The 25,160-nt window shown below is 42.9% G+C and carries 25 protein-coding genes and 2 tRNA genes; 11 read left to right on the top strand and 16 right to left on the bottom strand.

From position 1 onward, the window contains the following. Positions 1 to 2: 2 nt before the first annotated feature. A complete protein-coding gene (locus tag NKMY2_RS04560) occupies positions 3 to 1,466 on the bottom strand; it encodes a hypothetical protein (protein ID WP_042685161.1) in 1,464 nt (487 codons plus the stop codon). Between the two features lie 103 nt (positions 1,467 to 1,569). Here NKMY2_RS04560 and NKMY2_RS04555 point away from each other — a divergent pair, with 103 nt between their 5' ends. Continuing rightward, a complete protein-coding gene (locus tag NKMY2_RS04555) occupies positions 1,570 to 1,722 on the top strand; it encodes a hypothetical protein (protein ID WP_177316510.1) in 153 nt (50 codons plus the stop codon). Positions 1,723 to 1,965: 243 nt separating this feature from the next. On the opposite strand, the gene NKMY2_RS04550 is transcribed toward NKMY2_RS04555, so the two are convergent. Then, positions 1,966 to 2,847 (bottom strand): hypothetical protein, encoded by an 882-nt coding sequence (locus NKMY2_RS04550; RefSeq protein ID WP_042685156.1) that lies wholly within the window; start codon positions 2,845 to 2,847, stop codon positions 1,966 to 1,968. A 136-nt stretch (positions 2,848 to 2,983) separates the two neighbouring features. On the opposite strand from NKMY2_RS04550, the gene NKMY2_RS04545 reads away from it, so the two are divergent. Further along, positions 2,984 to 3,059, top strand: a tRNA-Glu gene (locus tag NKMY2_RS04545). A 5-nt stretch (positions 3,060 to 3,064) separates the two neighbouring features. Here the strand turns inward: NKMY2_RS04545 and NKMY2_RS04540 are convergent. Then, entirely contained in the window at positions 3,065 to 4,465 is a 1,401-nt protein-coding gene (locus tag NKMY2_RS04540; RefSeq protein WP_081781869.1) for a serpin family protein, read from the bottom strand. A 141-nt stretch (positions 4,466 to 4,606) separates the two neighbouring features. Between NKMY2_RS04540 and NKMY2_RS04535 the strand changes: the two genes are divergently transcribed. The 4 genes from NKMY2_RS04535 (at position 4,607) to NKMY2_RS04520 (ending at position 8,462) form a co-directional block, all read left to right on the top strand. Then, the gene (locus NKMY2_RS04535) at positions 4,607 to 5,311 is read left to right on the top strand and encodes a pirin family protein (RefSeq protein WP_042685153.1); all 705 of its coding nucleotides are present in this window, start codon (positions 4,607 to 4,609) and stop codon (positions 5,309 to 5,311) included. A gap of 78 nt (positions 5,312 to 5,389) precedes the next feature. Then, on the top strand, positions 5,390 to 6,796 hold the full coding sequence (locus tag NKMY2_RS04530) for an MFS transporter (RefSeq protein ID WP_081781868.1): 1,407 nt from the start codon (positions 5,390 to 5,392) through the stop codon (positions 6,794 to 6,796). Between the two features lie 49 nt (positions 6,797 to 6,845). Further along, positions 6,846 to 7,733: a VOC family protein gene (locus NKMY2_RS04525; protein ID WP_420887346.1), complete on the top strand. Its 888-nt coding sequence runs from the start codon at positions 6,846 to 6,848 to the stop codon at positions 7,731 to 7,733. A gap of 69 nt (positions 7,734 to 7,802) precedes the next feature. Beyond that, positions 7,803 to 8,462 (top strand): phospholipase D-like domain-containing protein, encoded by a 660-nt coding sequence (locus NKMY2_RS04520; RefSeq protein ID WP_042685146.1) that lies wholly within the window; start codon positions 7,803 to 7,805, stop codon positions 8,460 to 8,462. Here NKMY2_RS04520 and endA read toward each other — a convergent pair. Beyond that, a complete protein-coding gene (endA, locus tag NKMY2_RS04515) occupies positions 8,455 to 9,030 on the bottom strand; it encodes a tRNA-intron lyase (protein ID WP_042685142.1) in 576 nt (191 codons plus the stop codon). The two genes, NKMY2_RS04520 and endA, sit on opposite strands and share 8 nt — an antisense overlap. A 95-nt stretch (positions 9,031 to 9,125) precedes the next feature. Between endA and NKMY2_RS04510 the strand changes: the two genes are divergently transcribed. After that, a complete protein-coding gene (locus tag NKMY2_RS04510; RefSeq protein WP_042685139.1) occupies positions 9,126 to 9,626 on the top strand; it encodes a 50S ribosomal protein L16 in 501 nt (166 codons plus the stop codon). Here NKMY2_RS04510 and NKMY2_RS04505 read toward each other — a convergent pair. Further along, positions 9,623 to 9,889, bottom strand: a complete 267-nt coding sequence (locus tag NKMY2_RS04505; RefSeq protein ID WP_042685136.1) for a hypothetical protein — start codon at positions 9,887 to 9,889, stop codon at positions 9,623 to 9,625. The genes NKMY2_RS04510 and NKMY2_RS04505 overlap by 4 nt on opposite strands. A gap of 121 nt (positions 9,890 to 10,010) precedes the next feature. Here NKMY2_RS04505 and NKMY2_RS04500 point away from each other — a divergent pair. Continuing rightward, positions 10,011 to 10,084: transfer RNA gene (locus tag NKMY2_RS04500), tRNA-Gly, on the top strand. A 44-nt stretch (positions 10,085 to 10,128) separates the two neighbouring features. Here the strand turns inward: NKMY2_RS04500 and NKMY2_RS10205 are convergent. The 6 genes from NKMY2_RS10205 to NKMY2_RS04470 form a co-directional block, all read right to left on the bottom strand. Beyond that, positions 10,129 to 11,247 carry a sensor histidine kinase gene (locus tag NKMY2_RS10205; RefSeq protein ID WP_052347510.1) on the bottom strand — a complete coding sequence of 373 codons (1,119 nt, stop codon included), beginning with the start codon at positions 11,245 to 11,247 and terminating at the stop codon, positions 10,129 to 10,131. Between the two features lie 232 nt (positions 11,248 to 11,479). Further along, positions 11,480 to 11,908: a hypothetical protein gene (locus NKMY2_RS04490; RefSeq protein ID WP_042685133.1), complete on the bottom strand. Its 429-nt coding sequence runs from the start codon at positions 11,906 to 11,908 to the stop codon at positions 11,480 to 11,482. A gap of 2 nt (positions 11,909 to 11,910) precedes the next feature. After that, the gene (locus NKMY2_RS04485; RefSeq protein WP_042685131.1) at positions 11,911 to 13,206 is read right to left on the bottom strand and encodes a cation:proton antiporter; all 1,296 of its coding nucleotides are present in this window, start codon (positions 13,204 to 13,206) and stop codon (positions 11,911 to 11,913) included. 42 nt (positions 13,207 to 13,248) lie between these two features. Continuing rightward, positions 13,249 to 14,853, bottom strand: a complete 1,605-nt coding sequence (locus NKMY2_RS04480; RefSeq protein ID WP_042685127.1) for a P-loop NTPase family protein — start codon at positions 14,851 to 14,853, stop codon at positions 13,249 to 13,251. After that, complete coding sequence (locus NKMY2_RS04475; RefSeq protein WP_042685124.1) at positions 14,850 to 15,386, bottom strand: hypothetical protein; 537 nt, start codon at positions 15,384 to 15,386, stop codon at positions 14,850 to 14,852. The genes NKMY2_RS04480 and NKMY2_RS04475 overlap by 4 nt, the downstream gene beginning before the upstream one ends. Positions 15,387 to 15,623: 237 nt before the next feature. Continuing rightward, the gene (locus NKMY2_RS04470) at positions 15,624 to 17,123 is read right to left on the bottom strand and encodes a coiled-coil domain-containing protein (protein WP_102007754.1); all 1,500 of its coding nucleotides are present in this window, start codon (positions 17,121 to 17,123) and stop codon (positions 15,624 to 15,626) included. A gap of 311 nt (positions 17,124 to 17,434) precedes the next feature. Here NKMY2_RS04470 and NKMY2_RS04465 point away from each other — a divergent pair, with 311 nt between their 5' ends. Then, positions 17,435 to 18,802: a methyl-accepting chemotaxis protein gene (locus NKMY2_RS04465; protein WP_042685120.1), complete on the top strand. Its 1,368-nt coding sequence runs from the start codon at positions 17,435 to 17,437 to the stop codon at positions 18,800 to 18,802. On the opposite strand, the gene NKMY2_RS04460 is transcribed toward NKMY2_RS04465, so the two are convergent. The 4 genes from NKMY2_RS04460 to NKMY2_RS04445 are packed head-to-tail and all read right to left on the bottom strand — an operon-like array spanning position 18,803 to position 23,013. Beyond that, positions 18,803 to 20,818: a cellulose synthase family protein gene (locus NKMY2_RS04460; RefSeq protein WP_042685115.1), complete on the bottom strand. Its 2,016-nt coding sequence runs from the start codon at positions 20,816 to 20,818 to the stop codon at positions 18,803 to 18,805. 40 nt (positions 20,819 to 20,858) lie between these two features. Further along, positions 20,859 to 21,818, bottom strand: coding sequence for a 4Fe-4S dicluster domain-containing protein (locus NKMY2_RS04455; protein WP_042685112.1), 960 nt, complete (start codon positions 21,816 to 21,818; stop codon positions 20,859 to 20,861). Between the two features lie 36 nt (positions 21,819 to 21,854). Continuing rightward, positions 21,855 to 22,166 carry a hypothetical protein gene (locus NKMY2_RS04450; RefSeq protein WP_042685103.1) on the bottom strand — a complete coding sequence of 104 codons (312 nt, stop codon included), beginning with the start codon at positions 22,164 to 22,166 and terminating at the stop codon, positions 21,855 to 21,857. Position 22,167: 1 nt separating this feature from the next. Further along, complete coding sequence (locus NKMY2_RS04445; protein ID WP_042685229.1) at positions 22,168 to 23,013, bottom strand: sulfurtransferase; 846 nt, start codon at positions 23,011 to 23,013, stop codon at positions 22,168 to 22,170. Between the two features lie 91 nt (positions 23,014 to 23,104). Between NKMY2_RS04445 and NKMY2_RS04440 the strand changes: the two genes are divergently transcribed. Next, a complete protein-coding gene (locus NKMY2_RS04440) occupies positions 23,105 to 23,920 on the top strand; it encodes an NAD(+)/NADH kinase (protein ID WP_042685101.1) in 816 nt (271 codons plus the stop codon). After that, positions 23,910 to 24,398: an NOB1 family endonuclease gene (locus tag NKMY2_RS04435; protein WP_042685099.1), complete on the top strand. Its 489-nt coding sequence runs from the start codon at positions 23,910 to 23,912 to the stop codon at positions 24,396 to 24,398. Before NKMY2_RS04440 ends, NKMY2_RS04435 begins: the two co-directional genes overlap by 11 nt. Here the strand turns inward: NKMY2_RS04435 and NKMY2_RS04430 are convergent. Beyond that, on the bottom strand, positions 24,375 to 25,154 hold the full coding sequence (locus NKMY2_RS04430; RefSeq protein ID WP_238549768.1) for a sulfurtransferase: 780 nt from the start codon (positions 25,152 to 25,154) through the stop codon (positions 24,375 to 24,377). The genes NKMY2_RS04435 and NKMY2_RS04430 overlap by 24 nt on opposite strands. Positions 25,155 to 25,160 lie beyond the last annotated feature (6 nt).

The raw sequence follows: 25,160 nt of genomic DNA, 5'->3' as shown, positions 1-25,160 counted from the left end.
AATTATTTTAGCTTGATTATGCCCTGCTGAATCAGATACTGGATTCCAGATACAAAGTCAGAGTCGCCTATCGTGCCGTCTGCCCACCACTTGGCGTTGTTTTTGATCCAGGACGGAATCACATTAGAGCCTGTTCCAGAGCCAGGAGTAGTTGACGGGATTTTGATTATCTTTTGGTTTATCAGATACTGGATTCCAGATACAAAGTCAGAGTCGCCTATCGTGCCGTCTGCCCACCACTTGGCGTTGTTTTTGATCCAAGTAGGGATTGTAATTGTAGTTGGTGGAGTCGGGGTTGGTGCGGTTCCCTTTTGTATGTCAATGTTGATGAGCACCCAGCCAAGTTTTGCAGGATCAGGGTCGGTTGTTTCAGGACCGGTTCCATACACTATGATAGCGTATGTGGATGGCCCATATTCATTAACGGGAGTTGTGCGTCGTACTTGGCCCGATGTTGTGAACAAAAAGTCACGCCCTTCGTCCTGTGCCACTGAACGTATTATTTCAAGTCCGGGCTTTGACGGATCAACTACTGCAATATCGTAATGTATTTCGTTTTCAAACTCTTCTTGATTTACTGATCTTTTGAAGTTGATTATCCATTCAAGGTCACATCCAGCCTTTGGATGGGGTGGACCGTAGTTTGCGTTAATTATCATAGTGTTTGTGTTGGTGTTCTGGTTTGACGCCACGAGATCATAGTTCTTTGGACAGTCCAGTCCTGCTTGCGCGTCTGGAGTCGCCTTGATGTTTGCAAACGGATCCTTTGAGACATTTGCCTGATAGTCTAATAATTGAAATTGATATTCTTGTGGAGGAATTCCTGATGAAACATGCGCGTATGTGTCTGCCTTAATTGGGAATGGAAAGTCGTCTAGAACCCACACTCGGCTGTACTTTCCGCCAGTCTTCCATGTGATTAGTGCAGTATCAAATGTTCCCTCTGGGACTGCGATTGTTTCTTTTGATGTCGGAATGATTTGCTCCCCTCCAATGTTTCCAATTCTTCCCCAAGATGGTGCATTGAATTGTTTTGGCCCCTTGCCACCAGAGGCAGTCTCTCCGGTCGCGTATGCAGACAGCCAGACAAGAGAGGATTTGAATGCACGAGAAAACGGAGCAATTGCATCAGTACTGCTTGTTGGTTCTGCTCCAACCTTACCAAGGTACATTGTTCCTTTGATTATTTTGTTGCCATCGCGTACTACTGTTACTACTTCCCATTGGATTTCGCTGCCCAATTGGTGGTCGCCTTTGAACCAAAAGTCCATTTGGAATGGTGCGCAGTCCTTGTAGTCAATATGACACATGGAATAGCTAAATCGGTCTCCTTTCTTTAGGCCCTCACCTACATACCAACTTCCCGGCATGTCGATTCCGCCAGCTTGGAACTGCGCATAGGCGCTTGAAAATCCGACGGTTATTAACGAAATTGCAAATATGGCAACTAAAAGGCTTGCCTTCATGTGTAGTATTTGTTCGGATCGCTAGTTAAACGTTATTCATATAGGCAAATATAGAGGAGCCTCAAATTTTCACTTGGAAATGTGCGACTGTGCTAAAGTTCACATGTATGAAATCGAATACAAGCTTGCCGGAATGTCAGTTGTTCCTACACACAAAAACTGCGGCAACGCGCTGAATGAAACTCAGCTTGACAAATTTCAAAAAGAGCTAGCCAAGTCTTGGGGACTGGATCCTGAAGACGATTCTCCAGTCTAATAAAAAACAAGAAAAAACAAAAGATGAAGTTAAGCTTTTACTTATCTTAACTCTGCTACTGCTTCCTTACAAACGGAAGTGGAACATTTACAATCGTGGCTACAAATACAGTGTCCCTGCATTGCACAGTCACATGCATATTCAGGATCTCCACTGTCAGCTTCGCAACCGCAAGCTTGATCTACCATAAAATAGGGATCATGCCACATGGTTTTAAAGCTTATCAAACATTATTAAAAAAAGCTAGGCGTGTCCGGATAACAGATTTGTCAGGTCGTGTGAGAGTTTGTGAATATTTGATGCAAACTGTTCTGTCTTTGTAATATCGTGTTCTATGTCAAGTGCAGTTTTTAGGACATGGATCAGTTCCGGCTTTTTGTGAATTGTGTCCCTAATTGAGACCAAGATGTTCCGGTTCATGTACCCCAGGTAAAAGTAACAGTCAGAGAGAAGCGAATCATTCACAAAATACTCATACTTTCTTTGAATTATCCTAGAGTTCTCGTTTGCCTCCACCATGTCGGAAAATCCAACTGTCGACTTTAGCATTCTAGACAGCAGGGACGGGGTTGCACGCTCCAGCCCAATCACGTCTGCAATTACCGATAAGGATTCGTTCGCCTTGTTCTTTTTGAATTTTCTGATGGATTCTAGCGCATGCGTAGGACTGTAGGATTTGCCATTATACAACACCAGAGCATCGGCAATGGAGTAGGCTGCACATTTTAGCCAGCAGGGGGCAAATGGATCAGACAGCCCTTGCTTTGCCTTTGTCGCATAAAATGCAGAATCGATTAGGTGATTTTTGATGCAAGAGTTTCTAATCTTGTCGCTTTTTTCTTTGATTTTTGATAAAAAGATTTTGAGGTTCCACTCGGGGTCAGATAGTGCTGACATGTTATCATACAGGATTAAAACATCAGAGTTTGATTCATCCAGTTTTCCATGATGAATTTTGACGATGTCATCACCAATCACATGAATTTCATCTTTGGAATTTTTCTCATCAAACACCGTCAGGTTGTATTCGCAGCATTCCAGTGTGGTCCCATGGCTTTTGCATCCGCCAAGTCCCACCACATTATTTGATAAAGACAGTAGATCCAGTGTTTTTTTTATGTCCACGGGTGATTTTGTTTTTTAATTTTCTTAAGCGTTCAGCTGATTATTTTTTAACTAATCAATACAATATTGGGATGCAGGCCTTTTGCTAGATTCAGGTTGCTAATCCTTAAATTGCTAGAATTCTTGGGTTGTTCAAGCTCCTGTGGTGTAGTCCGGTTAAGCATACTGCCCTCTCAAGGCAGTGATCCCGGGTTCAAATCCCGGCGGGAGCATTTTTTTATTTAATAGGATCAGATATCTTTCCCATAAACAAAACAAGTCCAGTTTCGTTATCTTGAATTAGAAAGACAAATGGATGATCCGCTCTGAAAATTGGCAGTTCTGGGCCTACAGATGTTGTTCCGACTCCGATGCCGGTTGCAGCAGCGGCCTCGGTTCCTTCTTCGTTTACATCAACAAACGCCTTGTGAACGGCAGCTGTGACAAACAGTCTAGGCGGCATGTTTGCTATTCCAGACAAATCGGCGTTACCCTCATCAAAGGCCAGTTTTATTCCAAGTTCCTGCATTATTTTTGGCAATTCATACTCAGTTTCAAGCTTGAATTTTGGTACAAACGTCATGACTTCGCGTTCCGCTAGGTTTTTCTTCCAATCATCCAGCTGTTCTACAGTGAGGGATTGTTCAAGGGGTTCAATTCCATTTTTTGGGAGCAAGACAAGCATCGAGATTCTTTCGCCATCATAAGGCATGGAAAGTATTTGTAAATCATCAGTTTCCGCATACGCAAACTCTGATTTCAAATACATCATTGGCACCTGTACTGTCTTATCGACATTTACTCTAAATTCACCCTCACTAGTTTGACTTGGCTCAAACTGGGTCTTCCACGTTCCCTTAAAGTACACAGCATTTGTTATTACAAGCATTGTCAGATCATTGGTTTTGCCCTTTACAAGATCTTTTATTTTGTCATTTGTTTTATCTTCAACCCAGGAATCAATGATTGATTCATCCGCTGGAAAGTTGACCTCAGATACCTCGCTGTCATAGTATTGTCTTGCAGTGTTGATGAAATCTTCTTTTACTCCAAATCCCGCTTGTATCCACAAAGCGTTTGCGTTTCGCAGATCATATCCTGAGCCATTTATGTTTAGATCAGACTGCATTGATTCAAACGACATTCTTCTTGCAGAATCATCCTCTGGCAAGTAAAATGCAGAAGATATTTCGTCTGCGGTTTCACCTCTGGCCCCCTCATGTAGAACAGAGAATGCACTCAGTATGCTCCACGGCGAAAAAAAGACGTTATCATCAGACGTTCCAGATATGGAATAATAGTCAAACATGAATCTGTTGCTTGCATCCACAATGTTTTGTGTAGATTCTTTAATCTCCGTAGGCTCGGTTGGCGGCGTATCTGATATCCCCGGCACAGTATTTACCACAATCCAACCTCTCTGACCTAGAATCTCAGCTGTGCTAGGTTTTACACAGGCAGGATTATTTGAGGGTCTGAGAATTAACTGTAAACCATCATAACATTTTACATCCAAGGACGCCACTCCCGCTTTTAGTTGTTTTAGTGGACTGGGGTTTTCCTGGGCTACCGCAAAATTAGCTGAAAACATGATAATAAAAACAAAAAATGCCAAAGAAATTGCAAATGATCTTGCCATAGATTGATGAACGGTTCATAGGAGATAAGGTTTGATTAAATTTCAATTTAATGCATGTGTAAAATCATACTGCTCATTTTTTTTAGAATAAAGTACAAAATTCCATCTAGTATTTTTATTCATGTATGACACATATAATGAATGATCAAAGTAATTCCAAACAGCCAGAACTTTGAAACAAAGCTGGACTGGCTGACTAGCTATCATCATTTTTCATTTGGTGAGCATTATGACCCCCAGAAAATAGAATTTGGGCCACTGCGGGTATTCAACGACGATGTCATCAAGGCCGGAAGTGGCTTTGACTTTCATTCCCATTCCAACATGGAAATCGTGACCCTAGTAATTGACGGCATACTAGAACACAAAGACAGCATGGGGAATGTTGGAGTTGTAGAGCCAGGAGAGGTCCAGAGGATGACTGCTGGCACTGGCGTTTTCCATTCAGAGTACAACCACTCCAAGGAAAAACCGCTCAGACTGCTCCAGATGTGGGTGCGTCCAGACAAAAACGGTCTAAAGCCGTCATGGGAGCAGCGAAAATTCACAAAAGAGCAAAAGCATAACAAGCTTCTTGCAATAGTTCATCCCGAAAGCACACAGGACGACTCCACATCAATACACCAGGACGTGTGGTTCTATGTCTCCAGTCTGGCAAAAGGCGCCAAGATATCACACCACACACAAGACAGACAGGCCTACCTGTTCGTAATTGACGGGAACATAACGGTAAATGAAAAAACTCTAGGAAGTCAAAACTCGGCGGAAATACAAAAAGAAAAAGAAATCGCAATTACTGCAAATGAAAATTCTGAAATAATTCTAATCGACCTGCCAGCGACATAAAATCAGTACGATCTTCACATAACCGTTCCACGTCGTAGATTCAAAACTCCAATATACAGACATTGGAGATAGCATTCAATGGCAGAGAGTGATAAGATCAGTCGCTCGGCATGGATGACACTTGCAATTTTGAGCTGCTTGGGGTTAATCGCAATGTACACAGAGACGATGATTCTTCCCGCCATTCCAGATTTCATTAAGGATTTTGACATAACATACATCACATCATCTTGGATACTTTCATCATACTTGATTGCAGGAGCAGTTGCAACTCCCATAGTCGGCAAGCTATCAGATGTGTACGGCAAAAAGAGAATGCTCCTAATAGTAATGGCAGTGTACTCGTCTGGAGTTTTGGCAGGAGGACTTGCCAATAGTTTCCCAATCATGATCATGGCAAGAATAGCACAAGGAATTGGGATATCGATGTTCCCAATTGCATTTGGCATAATAAGGGAGGTTTTGCCTGAGAGAAAGCTGGCAATTGGGCAGACCCTGTTTAGCTCGACGTTTTCAGGTGGAGCTGTAATCGGATTACTGGTTGGTGCAAACATAATTCAGAACTACGGATGGCATGCAACGTTTTTCTCAATACTTCCAGTGGCAGTAATTTTGGCATTTGTGATATTGCGATTAATTCATGTCAAAGAGCAAAAAACCGAAACCAAGCCGCAAATAGATCTAATGGGTGCACTTGCCCTAGCGGCCACAGTAGTTTCGTTTCTTGTTGGCATGTCATATTTGGAGCAGGGAACGGATTCAAGCTTTGAGTTTGCAGGACTGTTTGGCATAACAGCCACATCACTTGGATTATTCATTGCGATAGAAAAAAGAACCAGGTTTCCGCTTGTAGACTTGCGCCTAATGACGCATCGGAGACTACTTCCAGCTACCCTGATTCTTTTGATTGTAGGCATGTGCACATTTATGGTATACCAGACGATACCGATTTTGATACGCAGTCCGCCGCCACTGGGCTTTGGTGGAGATGCGCTAGTTGTCGCAGATGTACAGCTTCCATTTATGATAATTTTGCTAGTCGGCACCGTGATGTCAGGTTTTGTCCTAAACAGATTAGGCAACACAAGGCTTACAGCAATCGGGACCATAGTTAGTACGATTGGGTTTGTCAGCCTTTTGCTGTTTCATTCCACAGAATTCATGATAGGTGCAACGCTTGCAATAATTGCGGCGGGACTTTCTCTTGCGTTTGTTGGCGGATTTAACATTGTGCTGCTGTCAGCACCAGTCGAGTCAACAGGGATAGCACTAGGGATGACACTGCTTCTAAATTTGGTAGGCCAGTCAATAGGTCCATCACTTGCAGCAATGTACCAGCAGATGCATCAAGGGGCAGTACAAGGCATGCCAGGCAGGTTTCCCACAACAGAGGCGTATGATTTGATATTTCTTAGCGCCACCCTGATATCTCTGACAGCTGTTGTTCTTGCCCTGGCACTAAACCGAAGAAAAATCACGGTGTGATTTTTCCGTGTGCGTTTTAGATCAACCTTAAATTGATTTTTGTGCCAGCATGATCAATTTGAAACAATTTATGATTAGTCCAGAGGCCAGAATAGGGCAGGTTCGTCTGAGGGTGTCAGACATGCAGAAATCTGTCCAGTTTTATGAATCAGTTCTAGGCCTAAAGCAGATCACAGAATCACCAGAGAAGACACTGCTTTCGCCAAACGGAAAGATCCCATATTTGATTGCACTGACAAAATCAAAAAAAGAACTAGATCTTGCACAAAGAAAAAGACTCGGGTTGTATCATTTTGCAATATTGCTCCCAGAAAGAAAATACTTGGCAGACTTTTTTGTCCACCTGCAGGAACAAAAAAACGAGGCAAGGATAGACGGATTTGCAGATCACGCAGTATCAGAGGCAATCTATGTTCGCGATCCTGACTACAATGGAATTGAGATTTATCGCGATAGGCCTAGATCAGAGTGGGTTTGGAATGAAAATAAAGTACACATGGCAACTAATCCACTGCAGCTTGAGGACCTGCTCAAAGAATCAACGGGACGGTGGAACCGTATGCCAGACAGGACTACGATAGGCCACATTCACCTTCACGTGTCCAGCATTCCAAAGGCAGAAAAGTTCTATTCCGAAATACTCGGGTTCTCACAAACTGCCGCTTTTCCTGGAGCCGCATTCTTTGGCGCAGGAGGATACCATCACCACATAGCTGCAAATACGTGGCTTGGAGAAAACGCGCTGCCAGTATCCAAAGACATTCCAGGCCTTGATTATTTCACAATAGAATTGCCAGATAGAACCTCGCTGCAAAACACGATAACGAATCTCTCAGATAACAAAATAGCAACAAGAGAAAGCGCTGTTGGAAGATTTGTGCAAGACCCAGATCAAATCCAGATTCAGGTTTATTCAAAACAGCCCTCCGTCTTTTAGAACCACGTCAGAGCGAAGTCTGTTGAAAAAAATATTTCCTTTAAATAAGATAAAATTTTCCATACATCATTGGGACTAAAAGATATTGCAATAAAACAGCAGTATAGAACTGACAGGGATGACTTGGTCGCAGACTTTTTTGTCCCATGCCTTAGCAATTCCATCGAATACGACAGGGCAGTCGAATATGTCACCCTAAAGAGCATCTCAACTTTGTCACTTGGGCTGCAGAACTTTTCACAAAACGACGGAAAGATCAGACTCATCACTGGACACAGGTACAGGTCGGCAGACTTGAATGTCCTGAGTAAAATCTTTAGCAAAAAAAGCAAGACTCTAAACGGAAACGGGATAAAACACACCAAGCTTGGTGTCCTGCAAGACATGATTCAGAAAAGCAAAATACAAATCAAAATAGCAATCCCAAACTCAGAGCAGGTAGATGGTTCGTTCTCAGAGAAGATAGGAGTGTTCAGAGACGAAAAAAACGACATGGTCGCATACACCGGAACATCAAATGAGACATTCAATACCGAAAACAGGAATTTTGAGTCAGTAGACGTATTCACGTCTTGGGACGACAGGTCGCGAGTAGACACAAAGATTAGCGACTTTGAGAGTCTCTGGAACAACAAGACCAAGTATGTGCAGGTGTATGATTTTGCATACGCAAATGAAAACAACCTACTAAAATATGATTCCCATTGGGCAATAGAAACAATTAGCTAGAAACAAAGCTTGCAGCGTCGATGTTTTTTGTGTTTTCCACAAACCTGACCAGAGACAGCTTGTAGTATATCACCTCTCCGCGCCTTTCCACCACTGCAAGTATGGGCTCTTTGCCCATCTTTGTTATCTCCTCAATGTTTTTTTGCAGTTGGCCGATTTTTTCCTGTTTTCCCTCAGTTAGGCCAAACACAAGATATTTTGCGCCTTTTTCCCCAAACTGCCCCCGCTCATATACGCGAAAGTCAGAGCCAAACCCAAAGCCGTCCTTTACGGTATAGCCCCTCACGCGCAAGTCGCGATATATCAAAAACTTGGTCAGCGCATCCCGGTCAAAGTCATTACAGATTTGTACCATGTCATCAAAGGTAACTTTCTTTTTTCCCTTGGAAAGCGAGAGTTTTTTGTAGAACAAAAAATACAGTGATTCAAACGGCTTTAGGAAAAACTTGTCTTGTCGCATCTCGCCGTATCCTCTTTGTTCAAGTGTGTTTTGCATTTCCTTCTTTGAGATCAGCGTGTGATCGTCAACTAGTATTCCTTCTACGTTTGGCTCAGATTCGGAACTCAATGGCGAAAATTATGCTATTTTCCATATAAGCGTGAGTGCCGGACGGCTAACCATTAAAAAATAGGTATTTTAGTCAGGGATTAATCGGGGATATTATGCACGGTGGATGTTACAGAATAGGAAACGGACAGCCTTATGCAAGAAAAGATTTCATCAAGGGAAAGCCGCAAATAAAAATTGCCAAGTTCCAAGGTGGAAAAAGAGGCGAGTATGATTTCTGTGTCCAGCTATGCTCAAATGAAAAGATGCAGATAAGACACATGGCAATAGAATCAGCAAGACTTTCTGCAAACAAGACATTGGAGCAGACAACCGGCGAGACAGGTTATTATTCACTTTTGAGGATTTATCCGCACATTTTGCTTCGAGAAAACAAAATGATTGCAACTGCAGGAGCAGACAGACTTCAGGAGGGAATGAGACGTGCGTTTGGAAAGGCAGTAAGCTTGGGAGCACGAGTAAAGCAAGGCCAGTGCATCATGGAAATGCATGTCAAAAAAGAACACGTAGAGAAGGCAAAAAAAGCACTGCATGATGCATGTGTGAAACTGCCGATAACTCCGCAGATCAAGGTAATCCCATTAAAGAAAAACTAGAGATTATTTAGAATTTCGTCTTGCCTTTTTGACAAGATTTGCACAAATTCGGCGAATTCTTCTTGCGTCGGATCCCGCTTTAGTATTCGCCTAGATTGATAGTGAAATGAATTGTAAAGCCTTCCCAGCACGATCCCATATTTGAATTGGTTTGAGCCTGCGGCCAATTTGTCTAGGGATTTTGCGATTTGGTTAATCTCAGACATGTTTGCAAGTGCTTCTCCGATTTTTTCATTGATCTTTTCTTCCAGTCTTTTGTCCATGATATTGGTACGAGAATCTTAGATTAAAAACAATAGGAGTATTTCGGATTTTTTTGCATATCAAGCATTCCTACAAGGCAACAATTAATTTAATTAGACTAAATTTCGTCTAAACGATCATGCGGCTGTAGTATAGCCTGGCCAGTACGCGGGATTGCCAATTCTGTGACCCGGGTTCAAATCCCGGCAGCCGCATTGACTTAATTTTTCAGCGTAATTTCAAATGCCCAAAAATGTGTCTATATTATTCTGCGATAGGGAAGTGTAACGACAAATGTGGTTCCCTTGCCAACTGCACTTTCAACCTCAATGTGGCCGCCGTGCTGCTCAATTATGGTTTTGCAGCTTGTAAGGCCAAGCCCAGTCCCAGTCTGCTTTGTGGTAAACAGCGGATCAAATATTTTTGGAACGACGTCACTTGGCATGCCAGGACCGTTATCGTGAATTTTGATTATGATTTTTTCGTTTTGTACGTCTGCACTGATTGTGATTTCTCCGGAATTGTTAATTGCCTGAAGCGCATTAGTGATCAGATTCACAAAGACAATTTCCAGACTTATTATGTCTCCAACAAACTCTATGTTCTTAGTAGGTGTCGTCATGACGACAGTCTTGGGGATTTCTATTCTCGCCAGAACAGATGCCAGTATCTCATCGAGCGACGTATTTTTCAGAGATGACACCCTTGGCTTTACAAAATTCAGTACGTCGTCTATTTGGTATGTGATTCGTTCCACCGCCCGCTCCATCCTTTCATACATTTCCATTGTTTTGGCATCGACGTCTCCTTTTGATACAAGAATGTTAATTGATGTCTTGATTACCGAAAGCGGATTGCGTATGTCATGTGCCAGTCTGGCTGAGAGTTCGCCTATTGCGAACAGTTTTTCCTTTTTTAAATTGTCCTCCATCACTGCCAGCTTTCTTTCCAGTTCGATTATTTGTTGAACTGACGGAATCATTATGTCAGAAAGGTCGTCTGAGCTAAAAGTCTTGCTTTCAATTTTTGTGATAAAGTCCTCCAGGCCACCTGCCAGCACTTTTCTCTGATCTGCATACTCTTTGCTTTCCAGGAGATCGATTGCTTGCTCTTTTTTTCCTTCGTTTACAAGATCAATTGATCCGTACTCCATTTTGACAAGTCGCATGTTTGCCTTATCCATCACAATGAAGAACGGCTTAATTTTCTCGTCCGTGTTGGCAATTGCATCTTTGAGCAAACCATCAGACATTGGTTCTACTGCCCTGTACCGCATTTCCCATTTTTTATCGCCAGTAAAGGCATAGTTTCTCACAGCCTGTGCCAGTACTTCTTCATAGTACCGCATCAGCTGAATGTGATATAATCCAAGTTTCATTGTTTGCTGCCTATGTATGTCCAAATCCCTTTTTGATTATTTGCCACTCAGGTCCAGATGCAGACGCACAATGTAATGCAAATTTTGCAAAATCAGTCATTAGAGCAGCATCTCCCAGATCATCAACGAAATTTTCAACAGTCAAATAAAGAGCAGCTGTGCGTATTGGCAGAACAAGCTGATCAGGACATGTGCGATTTAGAACAATTTGCCCGTTTTTATGGCTAGCAGTTTATTTTTGCGGCTCAAATCCCTTTTTTATTATCTCCAAGGCGTTTGTAATTTTTTCCGGCCTTGGGAGCTGAATCATGAAGACGTTTTCTTTTCCAACCTGGGAACGCGGAGACGACAGTGCAAGCATTGCGGTGTTTTCCAATGATTCAAAAAAAGCAAGCGATTCGTTGGCGTATAAGAGCAGTTTTTCCTCAATGTCACCCTGCGAAAAGGTCAGGACGACTTCAACAAAGACGTGCCCAAGGCCATCCTGCTGTATGTTGAGATTTGTATCGACAGACACTGGCTTTCCTGCGACTTTTGCCATTATTTCGTCGAATCTTTTTTCAGCAAGAATGACACATGGCACCTGAGTCCCACTGTAATTAAATGATGTAATACCCATGTGCACCCTGTCCATTAATTTTTTCATTTCATCGTCTGACATTTCTAATCCTCCAATTTCGGGATAACCCTATCACTTGCCCTAACCAAAAGCGGTGAAATAAACGCGCTGATTATGGATATTATGCCAATCAGCGGAAATACAAAGCTGCTAACTGCCCCAATATCCACGCCTGTCTTCACTATTACTATTGAGAACTCCCCCCTTGGGCCTGCCAAAGCGAATGCAGAGCGTAGCGATTTTGTCCTTTCTTGTCTAAACAGCCAAGTGCCAAACAGCACGCTGCCAAACTTTACCAGTACGGATACTACGATAAGCCCGATTGCCAGAACAATATAGTTTCCAAGCTCTGCAACGTTCATCAGGGCGCCAACTGAGACAAAAAATATTGCAACAAACATGTCCTTGATTGGGCTAGACAGTATTTTTGAGACCTCTGCCGATTTTGATTCAGCTACCAGTACCCCAGCTAAGAATGCGCCAATCGCAACAGACAGACCTACAACGTTTGCAAACAGCGCATATCCAAAACACAGTCCAAGTACTGACAGCAGTAGGATTTCTTTGTGCTCCGTTGCAGCAACCTTGTCAATTAATTTCGGAATTATTTTTGTGCCAACGGTCAACGTTCCGCCAATTAGGCCTGCTGCGACAATAACAATTGTCACTATACTGGTGTAGGAAATGCTTCCCGCAAACGTAACTGACTCCAAAGTTGCAATCAGTATTACTGCAATAATGTCTTCCACAATCAGCATACCCAAGACAAGAATTGATGATTCCTTTTTTATTTTCCCAGTGTCTTCTAGAATTTTTACTATAATCGCAGTACTGCTGATTGATAGTGCCGCGCCCAAGAACAGCGAGTCCATAAATCCAAGGCCAAATAGACTTGAGACATAAAACACGACGCCGAGTGTCAAGAACAACCCTATTGTTCCTGCACCTATTGCTACCTTACCAATTGATTTTATCTTTGAATATGGGAACTCGATTCCAATCACAAACAAAAGCAGGATTACACCAAGCTCTGCAAAGATGTTGAGCACCGAAACATCAGAAAGTATGCCTGATTTTTCAAGGCCCATGAACTCGCTTCCTTCAGGTATGAGAGAGGCCCAAAGCGGGGACAGAGGCCCAAGCAGCATTCCTGCAAACAGGTACCCGATTATTAGCGGCTGCTTCATCTTGAAAAACGCAAGTGTGACTATTGACGCTAAAATCATGATTATTGCCAAGTCCGTGATAAACGAAGAGTGTGGGATTTCAGGAGTGATCTTGTCAATTAGGCTGTTAACCGGGCCAGAGCTGTCGAGAATTTGTAAAAGATAATTTTGCACTAGTAACTCACAGAATTGTTCATTAAAATTATTTTGGGTCTGCTAGATTACGCAGATTGTCTTTGCAAGCATCTTGACTTTTTCAGTTTCTGGCTCATCGAGCTTGCGCTCAGTGTATTTGCTGCTAAAGTACAGCAAATCAACGAGTTTTGACTTGTCCATTGTCACGATTGTTGCCTGGTTTGACTGGGGTACGCTTGTGTTTGTCAGAATCACAAGCTTGTCGACAAACGCAGACGATTTGAGCACGTTTGATATTGTCTCAAAGTTCTTTGCGTGATTATCATCCATCACCACCGTGATTCCTATTTTTGTGCCAAAGGGATCGCTGAACACAACGTCAAATGAAGGGTTTGCCTTGCTTGCCTTTGAAATGTTTCCAATTTCATGGGCATAGTTCACCAGGTTTGATAGCGCCTGCTTTATCTGATGCTCGGTTGCGCCCGAACTCCTCTTAATTTTGATAAACTCTGATATGGGCACTTCCATTATGCTTCCCCGGATCTTCAGTCCAGGATAAGTATGCTTGACAGTCTCATCTATGACATTTTCTGTGATTTCCGGAGCAGATAGTGAGTGCGCTACCTCTACTGCGTGGTTTAGTATGTTGATTATGGAGCGGACGTTTCTAAATTCTGGGAACTCGTCACACAGGACGCGTATTTTTGCGGCAAGGTCCTGTTGTTCTTTTTTGTTGAACTTTTCCGTCTTGTCTGCGTCTTTTATGTACTCGATTGCAATTTCAATTAGCTCATCAACAGAGTTTGCCCCGGCGAGATCGATTTTGTAGTTTGCCTTCTCGAGTCGGTCAAATACGGATGCGTTTGCCTTCTGTATGTCAAGATATGCAGACGGGGTTGTAATCAGCAAGAGTACAGATGCAGGAATGTGTGCATTTATCAGAGACTTGATGAATTCCATCGTTCCTTCCTGGGAGTCGACCTCGTCAAGCTCAAAGAGGATCACCTTGCCAAGCAAATTGTGGGAAAATTTGGATACTGCCGTTATTCTTCCAAGCAAATCGTCAAGATTTGATATTTTGTCAAACGAGTTGAAAATTATGTTTTTGACCAGCACTGCTTCGTGCGAGTCATAGTTTGCGCCAAGATATCTTTCAAGGGATTCCTTTGGTGCAAGCTGCTTGTCATATATGATGTCCTCAGTTTTTTGCTTTAGTGTGACTCCCTTTAGCTTGTCAATGATCCCGTACCCTAGGGCTCTTTTGGCCAAAGGATCTCCTCTTTGTGCCTTGTCGCACATTTGCATTAGGAATTTTTGTTTTAGATCAGAGAACAATTCCTTGCTAAATCCGTGGATCAGTGCGTTGTAGATGCTTTCGTTTGTCTTTGGAGATATTGTAGATAGATCAACATACGTTGTTACGATGTCCTGTCTTGTCTTTAGGGTTTTTACGTGCAGTGCAAGATGAGTCTTGCCAGATCCCACGTCCTGGACTAGAGTTATTACTCGGAAATCATTGTCAGTGGAATTTTTCCTCGTGATTTTTTTGTAAAGATCAGATATGCATTCAGTTATGGTTTCTTTTGCCTCAATGTGCCTTGTCCCCCCAAGAATTTTTGCATCTTGTTCAGTAGGGGTAGGACTGCTTGGATACGGGTTTGTCTTTAGCCCGTATGGGTAGGTCATAGCTTTCTTACGTATCCGTGCAACATGCCCCGCACGGTGATACCCTCTTGGCCTCCAGTTGAGATCTCATATTTTGCCTGATTTGATTCAATTAGCGATGATGCCAGGGCGTAAAATTTCTCCTGCGATATTCCAAGTGATTCGCAGACCTGTTCCCGTATGATTGAAATCTGGACCCATCCAATCGAAGACGACAGTTTTGAAATAGAGTCGTCAAAGAGAGCCTGAAATGACGAATCGGAATTTGCGTTAGGCAGAGTTTGGCTTCGCATCTGGTTTACAGAATTTTCCAGATTTTTGACTAGATTTGATAGTATTTTGAATTTAGGATCATTTTGTGATATATGGGAAAGGTAATTCTCCTTGGTCCAGACATAGTGCGCTATGCCCTTGTTGTCGATTATGACTTTTTCATCGTTTGTTAGCTCCGCAAGCGATGGTTCGCATTCGTTGCCAAAGATCTTCTTTAATTCGGCCTTTTTTATTCCGCAGACTCCTGATTCTACTACTTTGTCAAGAATCTGGGAATTCATGCCATAAAATCCCTAAATTTTTTTTTAATGGGCAAGGTCGCGTTGTATTACAATTTGGTGAAAAATTCTTGCCCATCAGACCAAACTGCTGTGCCAAGTCAACCAGCCATAGGTTTTGCAGAGTCAGAATTATTAGGAATGCCACACAAGCCGATGTGCAGAGTGATGATTAGGTCATCGGACATGGTGAAGAATTAGACCTGGGGTATCTGACTGCGTTTTAGCATAATTCCAAGACTATACCAAATCAAGTTCTTTTCTTATTTCGTCAACGCCCCGTATCCCAAAGATGTCCCGCACTTGCTGGATTCGGATGTTTTCTTTGACCAGTTCTTTTCCAAGCTTGTCTATCAGTACGGCAAACAGGTCAGTGAATCTTATTTCCCACTTGTCTGCAGAATCTAGCATCTTGGATAGCGCCCACTGTCTCACCTCTTGCGGGAGTGAGAGCTTTTCGTCAGACTCAATTGAGATCCTATCAAACAGGTTAACTATGGACGCAGTTTGCTCTGCCATTCTTTCGATGTCTTTTAGCTCACCGTACTTGGACTCTGAGAGAATTCTCAAGTTAGACTGAAACTCGGACAGCTTCAGCAGTCCGATTACTTCCCTTGATACGTTTGATGACGACTTGTTTGTTACGGTTCTTATTTCCTGCATGTTTTGGAACAGCTGATCAGCTTTTTTGTGGAATTCTGATGCAGACGCGTCAGATCTTTTGAATAATTCAGATATCGCAGATACTTTTTGGTCTATTGTGTTTGTTTTGTTAAACACCGCGTCTTTGAATCCAGCCAGGTCTTCCTGTACTGACTTTAATCCCTCTCCGACAAACGCGGTAGCGTCGGCCCTTTTTACCAGAGAGTTAATTTCGGATTCTATTTTTTGAACTTCACCTGAGAGGTGTTTTATGGTCTCAGTTCTTGCCATGTTTGAAAGCAATTCTTGCTGGAGGCCTTGCATTTTGTCCCCAAACGAGTCCATTTGTGCAGCCTTGTCAGACACCTGCATAATTTGGCCCTTGATTGATTCAAGTTCTGCCATGATTCCCGATGCAGATTCCGTTTTTTCTGCGATATCATTGAGATTTTGCTTTAGCGACAGTATTTCAGATTCAAGATTGGTTTTTTCTGACTTGTCATAGACGGACTGGATTTTTCTTTTGAGATCCTCAATTTCAGTGCCAACCGATGAAATTTTTTCCGTCTTTGACGAGATGTCATCAAGATTTTCCTTTATGCTGTCTATTCTTTGAGCGATTTTTATTATCATGTGTGTGTTGTTTTGAGTGGACGCCATGTTGTCAGACACGGATTTCATTATGCTCTCTGAGCTAGGAGATTCCTTTTGGGCCTGACTTATCTTGCTTACCTGATCCTGGAGCCTGCTTGTTTGGTCGTGCAGCTTTGTGACAAGCGATGCTTGCGAGCGCACCTGATTTAGCCCTGCAAAGAGCCTTTGGCTGTCTTCTTCCATGATGTTGATCTGCTTGGATTGTTTTTGGATTTGCTCAATTGCAGATGCAAGTGTGTCAATCATGTCCCTCATCGATATGAGCACCTTTTGGTTTTCAGAAAATATCTTTGCCATGCCCTTGATTTCTTTGGATAATGTGTTTGTGGAATCAGACACTGCTGCGATTTTCTTAACTAGTGTGCTAGAGTCCTTTTTTGTCAGAGAGGCATTGGGTCTTTCCTTTTCAGCAGGCTTTACTGCCTTCTTTGGTGCCTTTGACATCAAAGTAGTGACAGACTGTTAAATAATAAAAGGTTCGGCTAAAACAAGATAAAAAATAATGTAGCTACTCGTTGACCATTTTTGGGTCGTGGAGTATCTCGTGGAAGGTCTTTTCGGTCAGTCCGGTGAGGGATTCAACGAACTGTTTTGTGCAATATTCGCATGTTATCATAAAGTACGGTATGGTACCGTACTATTAATACCAAGGTAATGATACAATCACCAAGGGTCACGAACAAAATGCAAAAAATATTCTGTTTAACACAAACACACGCATTCCTATAATCATACAGTAATAACGAATCACAGTTATGATAAATCCCCTCAGCCACTCCCTGAACTGGAAGTTGCAGATATTGTTTAACGCAATTGCCATAATTTCAGTACTAGTCATCTCAGTTGGCAATTATATTGCGACAAACGAGCTGGTTGAAAAACTCGACAGTGTGCAGGCAAGGGAACATCTTGCAGAAATAGGAACTCAGGCCATTATCTTAGGTGTAATTGTAAATGCGGCAGTTGGGGTATTTGCTTTCTTTATTTCACGCTCCATATCAAAACCAATCGCAAGAGCAACTGAAATCGCAATCAAGATTAGTGAGGGAGACCTTTCCATCAAGGTAGAGGAAACAAAATCAAAAGATGAAATCGGTAAACTGCTAAAGGCGGAAAAGCAGATGCTTTTCAATTTGAAAGATACAGTGTCAGAGGTACAGATGGCAGCAGAGTCGGTGTCATCTAGCGCCCAACACATTGCCGCATCGGGCAACGAACTAAATTCATCAGTGCAGCAAATTGCGACAACGGTTGATCAAATTTCAAGAGGTTCCCAGACACAGGCACAAGATCTCAATAAATCAAAACAAATTGTAGACCAGCTTACAGACGAGATTAGCCAACTTGCGACAAACGCGATAGAATCTGTCGAGGTAACTAACGAGGTAGGCAAGTTATCAGAGAGCGGTTCAGAATCAGCTAAAGAGGCAGGAGAAAGAATGAACAACATAATCAGGGTCACAAATAATTCGGCGCAGAAAGTCAGAGAGTTGGCAGACAAGACAAATGAGATTACCGCGGTTTTGGATGTAATTAGACAGATTGCAGACCAGACAAATCTCTTGGCGCTAAATGCCGCAATAGAGGCAGCGCGTGCAGGAGAGGCTGGCCGAGGATTTGCAGTGGTTGCAGACGAAGTCAGGCGCCTTGCAGAAAGTTCTGCAAAGTCATCAGAGGATATTGATACCAAACTAAAACAAATTCAGGAAAACGCACAGATAGTAGTCGAGGACATCGAAACTAGTTCAAACGAGGTAAGCCAGGGAAAAATGGTAATTGATTCTTCATTAAAGGTGCTTGACGAAATCGCATCTCGCATCAGAAATGTATCTAAAAATGTAAGTAAGCTATCAGACTCTGCTCAGGCAGAAATGTCCAAAGTAAAACTGGTATCAGAAAGCGCATCAGAAATTTCTGCAGTGGCAGAGCAGAACGCGTCTGCCACAGAAGAGGCATCAGCCGCAGTGGAACAACAAACAGCGCAGACACAAGAGATTGCAACTTCTGCAAATCAGATGTCGGAGCTTGCAACGCAGCTTCAACAGATCATCTCCAGATTCAAGATAGGATCAGGCGTAGACTCGGATAAAGCACCTGAAAACTTGGTTAAAGTAGCTAACTGACTAGACGTCGTCAGACTTGTCGTATGCCTTTAGTTGTTCCTTCTTTCGTTTCATCATTGCAAAGATTCCCAATATTGCCGCGATCCAAATTGAGCTAAATACAATATTTGAAAAGCTCGCGTACATGTACGGCGTTGCATCCATCAAGTTCTGTCGAATTTGAATTGCGCCTACCTGAAGGTGCAGCATGGCAGTGTTAAAATCAGCCTTGTTGCTTGGCTCACCGGTAAGATCTTCAACGTTTGCAATCATGGAGTCAATATCTTCTTGTATTCTGCCAAAATCAGTAGTATCAGTTGGGAATATCCAAACTGGGTTTCCTTTGACTGGCAGGTGCTGCTTTATTTCGCGAAGATCCGCAAGTATTGATTGTGGGTCTTTGCTTGCCGCGATTCTGTCGAGTAGTCCACGTGACTGATCAAGTGGATACACATCATTTTGATATCCAGAGTAGGCCATATATCCTCCAAACGCAATAATTGCAAACATTCCAATGATTGCTGCCTGATAATATCTGTCTGCCATCTTCTCCGTCTTTGATTTTTGCACACTGGATTTATTTCTTTGAAATTTCGAGTGGGACAGGCTCACGTATGCAATATAGAAGAATCCAATGGTTGGAATCGCTATCATTGGTGCAAAAATCGGATTTTTTGAAAAAATCGCAATAAGCATCCCCATGAGACCGTAAACTCCAAAGAACAACTCAAGAAGCGTAGTCTTTGTAAATGGAAGATTGTACGCCTTGCCACGCCAGTCGTCAGTGTTGTTTACGATTCCATATTTTGGAGTTCTGAGAAATTCGTTCTTTTTTCCAAATATCCCGTCAAACACTGCAACGGTGTTGTTTACTGCCATTCCAGAAGAATAAATCAGTAAAAACGGGAGAATCTTTGCCTTGTGTTTCCAATTTTTCCCCCAGACGTTGTATATTACAAAAAGATACGCCCCAGGCCCCATTGCAAGATATGTTGCAAGCGTGATTCCAGGAACAAGTCGAACTATGTGAAGATTCATTTCAGATGCCAAAAGAACTGGTAAGGCAAGAAACTGTATTAGTAGAAGCGGGTACGCGATGTGTCTAGTCAGCTGCACAAACGCCTGAAGCTTTGTTTCAATTGGTATCTTTCTTTTTATCAAAATGTCACCAAGCAGTTTGATTGCGCATTGGATTGCGCCTTTTGCCCACCTAAACTGCTGCCTTTTTGCAGCATTCATCTGGACTGGGAGTTCTGCGTCAACTACTATGTCAGAAATGAAAACACATTTCCATCCTTTCATCTGGGCCCTATAGCTCAAGTCAAGATCCTCTACCAGTGTGGAGGTGTGCCATCCCCCCGCATCCTCGATGCATTCGCGCCTCCAGATTCCGGCAGTTCCGTTAAAGTTCATGAAGAGGTGCGAGTTGCTCTTTGCCTTTTGTTCTATCAAAAAATGAAAGTCGAGGCTTAGTGCCTGAGCTTGCGTCATTGCAGAATAGTTTTCGTTTACGTGTCCCCATCTGCACTGGACAAGGCCGATGTTGTGTTTTGCAAAGTATGGTATGGCTCGCTGCAAAAACCAGACAGGCGGAATAAAGTCCGCGTCAAATATTGCAACGTATTCCGTGTCAGTCATTTTCATTGCATATTTGAGGGCGCCAGCCTTGTACCCCTTTCGCGTTCCTCGCCGAACATGCAAGATGTCGTATCCTTTTTTCTCATACTTGGCAACCAAATCGCCCAAGAGATCTGTCGTGTCGTCGTCAGAGTCATCAAGCACCATTATCTTCATTTTGTCTTTTGGATAGTCCAACGCACAGACAGCGTCCACAAGTCTTGCCGCCACGTACTTTTCGTTGTATATTGGAAGTTGGATTGTAATGGACGGCGTCCCAACTTGCACCACGGGGTTTTTGTCTTTGCGCCTAGATGACAAGAACGCCAGATAATAGAAATTGATTGAATATGCGGTAAGCAGAATGGCCGAAAATATGAAAATGTCAAAAACAAATACAGTAAACGAATTGACTGCCATTATTCAGGATTGAACGATGGGGAATTTCTGTATTGTGTTATTAGGATTTTCTTTGGAAGATTTTGATCGCTTGAGGAGGACATACACCTTCACACGCCAAACAAAAGATACAGTCAGGCTCCCGTGCCATGAGTGGCTTCTTTTCAGATGCCGGATGGCCAGGAGTGTCAAACCACTCGTATACTTGGACAGGGCATGCATCGATGCATGCACCGTCGGCAACGCAAATATCAAAATCAACTGCCACAAATTCTCCCCACACCCCCATTCTGCTAGTTTCCGTACCTTTTCTTCCCCACGTCTTGATCACGTTCTTGTTTGACGGAACCGTATATGGAATGGTTGGCGGCATGTGGGATTTGTATTCCACGTCGATTGGCCCAGGTTTTGCGCCATCAAATGCCTCGCCCACAGACACTTGGCCCACTACTGCTTCTTGTGGCTCCTCCGCCTTTGGCTTTGGTTTTGCATCAGGTACAATCTTTGCAAGTGGTGTGATCTCTTCTAGTCTTTGCAGTGCTGCATCTGGGTCTAGTTTGTCAGATTTGACAAAATATTCCACCATCTTGTCTGCAAGGATAGTATTTCTTAGAATAGTATCAATTATCATCTTTGCATAATAGTCTGCCTTTTTGCGATAATCTTTTACCCATTGCGGGTCGCCGAATTTTTCAATTGGAAATATTTGGTATATCATGTCAACTACTTCGCCAGTAACGATTTCCACCGTAACGTTGAGGTTGACTTTTTGGTATCCCTTTGCATCCGGATCTGGCATGTTTTCTTCAGTCCAGTTGTATGTGACAAATACTCTGTCTGCAAATGTATCCATGGCAAATGTCTTTTTGAGACCATCCATGATCGATTTCATTTCGGCAGGATCTTCTAGTTTGATCGGTAAACGATACAGTCCAAGCTTGTAACCGTGTAACGGATATACGCCCCTCTTTGCGGTCGGTGACTCCATTGTGTAAATTCGATCTTTTAGTAAAAGCGACATCGATACTACTGATTCAAATTCGTTTAAAAATCTTATCTATTCCGAGTCGTCAGGACATGTCAGTTCGCGCATTTCGGTGTATTTCTTTTCCATTTTTTCTGCAGGCACGAGCACTTTTTGCAGATCGTATTCCTTTTTTGGGAAATACCACCGTATTGGGACCCAGTGACCAATTCCGTCCATGTCATGGATCATCCCCTTATCGGCAGAAACTTGGAGGGCCTCATCTAGCGACTGCTCCCTCACGGTAAGGCCCCTTTTTGTTCTGTCTTCCATGATGAATGCGTCAGGTGTTTCCTTGATGATATAAAATGTGCCTTTTTTTAGAATTGGAGGATCTTGACTCAACTTATTTTTCTACTGGGTTTCCAATCATGTTGCCCCATTCTGTCCAAGAGCCGTCATAGTTTCTAACCTGCGGATATCCAAGCAGGTACTTGAGTACAAACCAGGAATGAGACGATCTCTCGCCAATTCTGCAATAACAGATTACGTCCTTGTCTGGCGTGACGCCCTTTGGAACATAGTTTTGCTTTAGTTCGTCAACTGTCTTGAATGTGCCATCTGCATCGTTTACTGCAGTAGCCCAAGGAATGTTATTTGCGCCAGGTATGTGTCCGCCCCGCTGTGCATGCTCCATAGGATATTCCGGTGGTGCAGTTATTTCACCAGTGAATTCTTTTGGCGATCTCACATCTACCAGCACGGTGTCATTTTTGTCCAGTGCGCGTCTGACATCAAACAGATACGCCCTCAGTCCCTCATCTGGAGGCTGTGCGACATATGTGGTTGAAGATACTTGTGGCTCGTCAGTAGTGTATGGTTTTTTTTCTATCTCCCATTTTTTTCTTCCACCATTCATTATTTTGACATTTTTGTGGCCGTAATACTTGAAGACCCAAAACACAAACGCTGCAAACCAATTGTTAAAGTCACCATAAAGAATCACCTCGGTGTCAGACTTGATTCCGTTTCTTGACATCAGTGCCTCAAATTGTTTTTTGTCTATGATGTCTCGAGTTACAGGATCATTAATGTCGCGCTTCCACCAAATCAGAGTAGCTCCGCTTACGTGACCTTTTCTGTATCCATTCTCAGGATCATAATCGACCTCAACTAGCTTCAAACTGTCATTTGGCGGATGCTTTGCTACAAATTCTGTGTCTACTAACACTTCAGGATAAGCGTAATTCATTGCAATTTGCAATGTTCCCTCTATACTTAATTGTTTTCTGCATAAACCGAAAAACCATGATTTTTAAATAAATTGCCATATTGATAATTGCTTGAAGTTAAATCGCGTTGCAATAGTAAGCAAGTTTGGTTCTGAAGAGTCAGAAAACGTCGCAAAAAAAGTAGCGAAAAAGTTTCTTGCAAACAAGGCAGAGGTATTTACAATTGCGCCAGTTTTTGTCGAGGGCGCAAAGAAGATAGACACCGTTGATGAAATCAGCGATAAAAAACTGGACTTGGTTGTGACGCTTGGTGGTGACGGGACGACTCTGCGCACGTTTAGAAGTTTGACTAGCGAAGTTCCGCTTTTGACAATCAATGTCGGCGGCAACAGGGGCATACTTTCAGAAATAACGCTGGATAAAATTGATGCTGCCATAAACGACATCCGCTCAAACAAGGTCTGGCTGGACAAGAGGACTCGGGTCGTGGCATCAGTCGGAGGCCAAGAATTTCCCCCCGCGTTAAATGAGATATACATCAATAGGCAAAACCTGACCAAGACCGCAGAATTTGAGATCAAATTTCAAAACGACGTAGTAAAACAAAAAATGGATGGAGTGATGATATCAACTCCGAGCGGTTCGACTGGGCATTCTTTTTCTCTTGGCGGCCCAATTTTGCACGAAAGCCTAGATGTATTGATAATAACGCCTGTTGCGCCGGTGCGAAGACTGCCATCAATTGTCGTACCGGATGAGAAAATACAGGTGATCTGCTCCCATGACTGCAATATTGTAATGGATGCACAGGTGATCAAGGCCTGCGATTTTGAGGAGCCGATAGTTATCAAAAAACACAAAATCCAGGCAGTCTTTGTTAGACTCAAAAGGCAGGGTCTCAGACAGATGAGCAAGCTTGGCTTTTAGCGTTTATGATGCAAGTGCATTTTATGCAGGGGTTCCCTTTGCGGTGCCCGATGAAGGATACACCACGTCACTAGTCTTTGATGAAATAAAACACATCAAAAAAAACCACGGCGCACTAGATACGCTGATTGAGACAAATCGGATCAGAATTTTGGATCCAGAACAGCAAAATATCAACATCGTGACAGAGGCTTCAAAAAAGACAGGTGACTTTCAGAAACTATCTGCGCCGGACATTTCTGCAGTTGCCTTGTGCTACCAGCTTGGAGGCAATCTAGTTACGGATGATTTTTCAGTCTCAAATGTCGCAAAAAACTTGAATCTCCATGTTCAGCCCATAATGACAAAGGGCATAAGGGATGTTGGAAGCTGGATCTATTACTGTCCTGCATGTGCAAAAGAGTTCTCAAAGATTACAGAATGCCCCATTTGCGGAAGCAGGCTAAATAGAAAGTTACTCAAGGGGAAGTCTTTTTGAGTACCAGTCAATGAACGAGCCGTCATAGAGTCGGACATTCTCATAGCCAGATATTTTCAGCTGGTAAAAGAGACTTGATGCCCTATGACCGTGCATGCAGTAGCATACGATTTCTTTGTCTTTTGGAATTTTTTCAGCATACAGGCTTTCTAGGGATTCCTTGGTATCAAAAACAAAGCCATTCTGCCCAAGGCCGTCTGTGAACGGGGAAAGAATCGCACCCGGTATGTGCCCTCCAAAAAATTCCTGCGGTGAGCGCGCATCAAGTATGGTGATTTTGCCAAGGCTGTCTTTCAGATCATCGGATTCTATTCTTATTTCCGGCCTTGGCTTTGGCACAAACTCTGTTGCAGGTAGTTTTTTTTGTGCCCGTGCCATTTGGAACCCGAGGTTTTGCCAGGTAGCGATTCCAATATCAAGTATTTTGATGTCGGGATGCCCCAAGTAATCAAGCGTCCATGCGATTCTTGCAACGGACGGATCCATCGACTCGCCTGCAACCACTACGGTCTTTGTTTCGTCTATTCCAATTGAGCCAAACAGTTCTGCGCAAAACTCCGGATCTGGCACCAGGTGTGCTCCATGCTGGTTTATTTTTATTACCTGTTCAACGGTAAGCGAGATGGAATTTTGTATGTGGCCATACATGTATGCAACTTTTGGCCTAGTGTCTAAAATTACTAAATTAGGATCATCAAGATGTTCTTTGAGCCACAGATGAGAAGCTAGCACGATTTTTTTATTGTAAAAAGACATTTTATT

Source organism: Candidatus Nitrosotenuis chungbukensis (genome assembly GCF_000685395.1).
Taxonomy (GTDB): domain Archaea; phylum Thermoproteota; class Nitrososphaeria; order Nitrososphaerales; family Nitrosopumilaceae; genus Nitrosotenuis; species Nitrosotenuis chungbukensis.
Note: the sequence above shows the minus strand (reverse complement) of the source record. Positions and strands in the feature narration are given on the sequence as shown.

What these genes read in the sequence shown, in the direction of transcription:
- NKMY2_RS10205 (WP_052347510.1), bottom strand. Translation starts at nt 11,247, where the DNA reads ATGAAACTTGGATTATATCACATTCAGCTGATGCGGTACTATGAAGAA.
- NKMY2_RS04480 (WP_042685127.1), bottom strand. Translation starts at nt 14,853, where the DNA reads ATGACCTACCCATACGGGCTAAAGACAAACCCGTATCCAAGCAGTCCT.
- NKMY2_RS04475 (WP_042685124.1), bottom strand. Translation starts at nt 15,386, where the DNA reads ATGAATTCCCAGATTCTTGACAAAGTAGTAGAATCAGGAGTCTGCGGA.
- NKMY2_RS04455 (WP_042685112.1), bottom strand. Translation starts at nt 21,818, where the DNA reads ATGTCGCTTTTACTAAAAGATCGAATTTACACAATGGAGTCACCGACC.
- NKMY2_RS04540 (WP_081781869.1), bottom strand. Translation starts at nt 4,465, where the DNA reads ATGGCAAGATCATTTGCAATTTCTTTGGCATTTTTTGTTTTTATTATC.
- NKMY2_RS04460 (WP_042685115.1), bottom strand. Translation starts at nt 20,818, where the DNA reads ATGGCAGTCAATTCGTTTACTGTATTTGTTTTTGACATTTTCATATTT.
- NKMY2_RS04535 (WP_042685153.1), top strand. Translation starts at nt 4,607, where the DNA reads ATGATCAAAGTAATTCCAAACAGCCAGAACTTTGAAACAAAGCTGGAC.
- NKMY2_RS04470 (WP_102007754.1), bottom strand. Translation starts at nt 17,123, where the DNA reads ATGTCAAAGGCACCAAAGAAGGCAGTAAAGCCTGCTGAAAAGGAAAGA.
- NKMY2_RS04505 (WP_042685136.1), bottom strand. Translation starts at nt 9,889, where the DNA reads ATGGACAAAAGACTGGAAGAAAAGATCAATGAAAAAATCGGAGAAGCA.
- NKMY2_RS04490 (WP_042685133.1), bottom strand. Translation starts at nt 11,908, where the DNA reads ATGTCAGACGATGAAATGAAAAAATTAATGGACAGGGTGCACATGGGT.
- NKMY2_RS04445 (WP_042685229.1), bottom strand. Translation starts at nt 23,013, where the DNA reads ATGAATTACGCTTATCCTGAAGTGTTAGTAGACACAGAATTTGTAGCA.
- NKMY2_RS04510 (WP_042685139.1), top strand. Translation starts at nt 9,126, where the DNA reads ATGCACGGTGGATGTTACAGAATAGGAAACGGACAGCCTTATGCAAGA.
- NKMY2_RS04560 (WP_042685161.1), bottom strand. Translation starts at nt 1,466, where the DNA reads ATGAAGGCAAGCCTTTTAGTTGCCATATTTGCAATTTCGTTAATAACC.
- NKMY2_RS04465 (WP_042685120.1), top strand. Translation starts at nt 17,435, where the DNA reads ATGATAAATCCCCTCAGCCACTCCCTGAACTGGAAGTTGCAGATATTG.
- NKMY2_RS04555 (WP_177316510.1), top strand. Translation starts at nt 1,570, where the DNA reads ATGTATGAAATCGAATACAAGCTTGCCGGAATGTCAGTTGTTCCTACA.
- NKMY2_RS04525 (WP_420887346.1), top strand. Translation starts at nt 6,846, where the DNA reads ATGATCAATTTGAAACAATTTATGATTAGTCCAGAGGCCAGAATAGGG.
- NKMY2_RS04430 (WP_238549768.1), bottom strand. Translation starts at nt 25,154, where the DNA reads ATGTCTTTTTACAATAAAAAAATCGTGCTAGCTTCTCATCTGTGGCTC.
- NKMY2_RS04530 (WP_081781868.1), top strand. Translation starts at nt 5,390, where the DNA reads ATGGCAGAGAGTGATAAGATCAGTCGCTCGGCATGGATGACACTTGCA.